Below are 4,267 nucleotides of genomic sequence, written 5' to 3'. Positions count from 1 at the left end.
ACAACCACTGCCGCTGCCACACCGCGAAGTCCGCGTACTGCACCGGCAGCGCCGGCAGCACCGCCCCGGCGTACAACGCGTCCAGCTCGCGGCGCACGATCTCCACCGACCACTCGTCGCCGACCACGTGATGCATCGCCAACGCCAGCCGGTACCCACCATCCGCCAAGCGCACCAGCGTCGCCCGGAACGGCGCACGCGCCGCCAGATCGAACGGCTCTTCCGGACCCAACTCATCCACCACCGGCAGCTCGAACCGCTCCGGCGCCGGATCGATCACCTGCCACGGCACCCCATCGGCGTCGGCCACCAGCCGGGTCCGCAACACCTCATGCCGGGCCACCAACGCCGCCAGCGCCCCCGCCAGCGCCTCGACGTCAAGGTCGGCGGGCAGCCCGATCGACATCGGAGCGTTGTACTCGACGGAATCCGGGTCGAGCCGGTTGAGGAACCACAGCCGCTGCTGCGCGAACGACAGCGGCAGTGGGGCGGAGCGGTCGACGGGCACGATCGGCGGCGCCGCCGAACCGGGGCGTGCCGCGTCCAGCACCGCGGCCAGGGCCGCCACCGTCGGCGCGTCGAACAGCGCGGCGACCGGCAGCTCGAGGCCGAACACGGCCCGGATGCGGGACACCACCTGCGTCGCGAGCAGCGAATGGCCGCCGAGGGAGAAGAAGTTGTCGGCCGCGCCGAGGCGGTCTGCGCCCAGCAGGTCGGCCCACACCTCGGCGAGCAGCTCCTGCACCGGGCCGGCCGGCGCGACGAACGCCGCGCCCGAGCGGGCGGCGCCGGGGGCCGGCAGCGCGGCCCGGTCAAGCTTGCCGTTGGGCGACAGCGGCAGCGCCGCCAGCTCGACGAACACGGCCGGCACCATGAACTCGGGCAGGCGTCCGCGCAGCAGGCCGCGCAGCTCGTCGGGGTCCGGTGCGCCGGCCGCGGGATCGGCCGCCACGACGTAGGCGACGAGCCGGTCCCCGTCGGCGAGCACGACCGCGGCCGAGAGGCGCGCGTGGGAGGTGAGTGCGTGCTCGATCTCGCCGGGCTCGATGCGGAAGCCGCGAACCTTGACCTGCGCGTCGGACCGGCCCAGGAACTCCAGCTGCCCGTCGGGGCGCCAGCGGGCGCGGTCGCCGGTGCGGTACAGCCGCGACCCGTCGGCGGCGAACGGGTCGGGGACGAAGCGCTGGCCGGTCAGGTCCGGGCAGCCACGGTACCCCCGGGTGAGGGCCGGCCCGCCGAGGTACACCTCGCCGGGAATCCCGACCGGGACGGCCTGCAGGTAGCGGTCCAACACCCACAGCCGGCTGCCGGGCAGCGGCCCGCCGATCGGCACCGGCCCGTCGCCGGCGGCCAGCCCCGCCAGGTCGCTGTAGGTGGAGTCGATCGTCGCCTCGGTCACGCCGTAGGCGGTCAGCAACCGTACGCCGGGGCCGAACACCGCGCGGGCCCGGACGGCGGCCGGGACCCGCCACACGTCGGTGGTGACCACCAGCAGCTGCAGGGCCGGCAGCTCCGCGCCGGTGCGCTCGAGGTGCTCGACGAGGTCGTCGACGTAGCGCGGGGCGCACTCCAGCGCCTCGATGCCGGCGTCGGCGAGCAGCCGCGCGAACCCGGTCGGCTCGACCTGGTCGCCGGGGTCGCCGAGGACCAGCGTGCCGCCGGAGCACAGGGCCCGCACGACGTCGCCGGTGAAGACGTCGAAGCTGACGCTGGCCAGCGAGAGCCACCGCAGCCCGAGGGCGGAGGTCAGGTGCGCCTGGGCCCAGCCGGCGAAGACGGCGCGCAGCGAGTCGTGCGGGACCAGGCTCGCCTTCGGCCGGCCGGTCGAGCCGGACGTGTAAATCACGCAGGCCAGCCCGGCGGGCTCCGCGGAAACCGCCGGTGGCTCGGCCTGGGCGCGCGCGATCCCCGCGGCGGTCTCCGGGTCGTCGAGCCACACCGTCACCGCGTCCCTGGCCAGGCCGTCGAGCCAGCTCGCGCCGTCGGCGGCGCCGGCGACCGTCGCCGCGTGCCCGACGAGCACCGAGACGCCGCCGTCGGCGACCATGAACGCGAGCCGCTCGGCCGGGTAGGTCGGCTCGAGCGCCAGGTAGGCGCCGCCGGCCTTCCACACCGCGAGCGGCGCCACGACCGCGTCGACCCCGCGGCGCAGGCACAGGCCGACCACGGTCTCCGGGCCCACCCCGAGCGCGCGCAGATGGTTGGCCAGCCGATTCGACCGGTCCTCCAGTTGCTGGTATGTCAGGCTCTCCCCGCCGGCCACCACCGCGGCCGCATCCGGGTCGAGCAGCACGCGGTCTTCGATCAGCCGGTGGATCCCGCCGAGTTCGCCGGCCGGCAGCGCCTCGCCCCGCCAGCCGGCCAGCTCGTCGAGCTCGCCGGCGGTCATCCACGGCACGGCCGACAGCGGACGCTCGGCGTCCGCGGCGAGGGCCCGCAGCAGGGTGCTGAGGTGGCCGATGAGCCGCCGGATGGTCGACTCGTCGAAGAGCGCCGTGGCGTACTCCACGGCGCCGACGAGCCGCCCGCCGCGCTCGCCGAGCGACAGCGTGAGGTCGAACGGCGCCGGCATCTCCCGCGCCGGGCCGCCGGGCTCGCCGTCGTCCGGCTGCCCCTCGCCGAGATAGTTGAACAGCACCTGGAACAGCGGCGTGCGTGAGCGGTCCCGCGGCCCGCCGAGCTCGTCGATGAGCCGCTCGAACGGCAGGTCCTGGTGCGCGTACGCGGCCAGGGTCTCGGCCCGCACCCGGCGCAGCAGCTCGGCGAAGGTCGGGTCGCCGGAGAGGTCCGTGCGCATGACGAGGGTGTTGACGAAGAAGCCGATGAGGCCCTCGATCTCGGCCCGGTTGCGGTTCGCGATCGGGGTGCCGACGATGATGTCGTCCTGGCCGGTGTACCGCGAGAGGAGCGCCGCGAACGCCGACAGCAGTGTCATGAACATGGATGCGCCGGCGCCCCTGGCCGCCGTCCGCAGACCGTCGGTCACCTCGGGTGGCAGGGTGAACTCGACGAGCGCGCCCGCCGAGGACCGCATCGGCGGCCGGGGTCGGTCGGTCGGCAGGTCCAGCGGCGCCGCGCCGGCCAGCCGCTCGCGCCAGTAGTCGAGCTGCCGGGTGAGGACGTCGCCGGTCAGCCACCGCCGCTGCCAGACGGCGAAGTCCGCGTACTGCACCGGCAGCGCCGGCAGCTCGACGCCCGCGTACAGGGCTTCCAGCTCGCGGCGCAGGATCCCGGCCGACCACTCGTCGCCCACCACGTGGTGCATCGCCAGCACCAGCGTGTGCTCGCCGTCGGCGACGCGCACCAGCGTCGCCCGGAACGGCGGCGCCGAGGCCAGATCGAACAGCGGCGCCGCGTCCGCGGCGGACGCCACGACCGGCAGCTCGAACCGCTCCGGCGCCGGGTCGATCACCTGCCACGGCACCCCGTCCGCATCCGCGACCAGGCGCGTCCGGAGCACCTCGTGCCGAGCCACCAGCGCCGTCAACGCCGACGCCATCGCCTCGACGTCGACCGTGCCGCGGATGGGGATCGACGTCGACAGGTTGTACTCCAGCGAGTCCGGCTCCAGCTGGTGCAGGAACCACAACCGCTGCTGCGCGAAGGACAGCGGCAGTGGCCCACCACGCTCCACCGCCACGACCGGCGGCGCGATCGTCCCCGCCGCAACCTCGACGGCCGCCGCCAGCCCCGCGACGGTCGGGTTGTCGAACACGGCCGTCACCGGCACCTCGACGCCGAACAACGCCCGAACCCGCGAAATCACCTGCGTCGCCAGCAACGAATGCCCGCCGAGGGCGAAGAAGATGTCGGTCGCCCCGACCCGCTCCACACCGAGCAACTCGGCCCACACCCCGGCCAGCGCCTCCTGCACCGGCCCGACCGGCTCCACGAACACCGACGACGCCTGCACCGCGCCGGGAGCCGGCAACGCCGCCCGATCCACCTTCCCGTTCGCCGACAACGGCAGGTCGGTCAGCTCCACGAACACCGCCGGCACCATGTACTGCGGCAACCGCCCACTCACCCACTCCCGCAACCCGTCGGAAGCGCCGACCACATACGCCACCAACCGGTCCCCATCACCCACCACCACAGCCTCGGCGACGTCCGGATGCGACCGCAGCACATGCTCGACCTCACCCGGCTCCACCCGGAACCCACGCACATTGAGCTGCCCGTCGGACCGGCCCTGGAACCACAGAAGCCCGTCCTCACCCCGCCGCACCACATCCCCGGTCCGATACAACCGCGAACCATCACCCGC

General features: G+C 74.4%; 1 protein-coding gene. It reads right to left on the bottom strand.

Annotation, left to right across the window (positions count from 1 at the left end):
* Positions 1-4,249 (bottom strand): non-ribosomal peptide synthetase (locus tag Dsi01nite_RS56680; RefSeq protein WP_203854850.1); only part of this gene is annotated, 4,249 nt, incomplete at its 3' end.
* Positions 4,250-4,267 lie beyond the last annotated feature (18 nt).

Source organism: Dactylosporangium siamense (assembly GCF_016862795.1).
GTDB classification, from domain to species: Bacteria; Actinomycetota; Actinomycetes; order Mycobacteriales; family Micromonosporaceae; genus Dactylosporangium; species Dactylosporangium siamense.
Note: the sequence above shows the minus strand (reverse complement) of the source record. Positions and strands in the feature narration are given on the sequence as shown.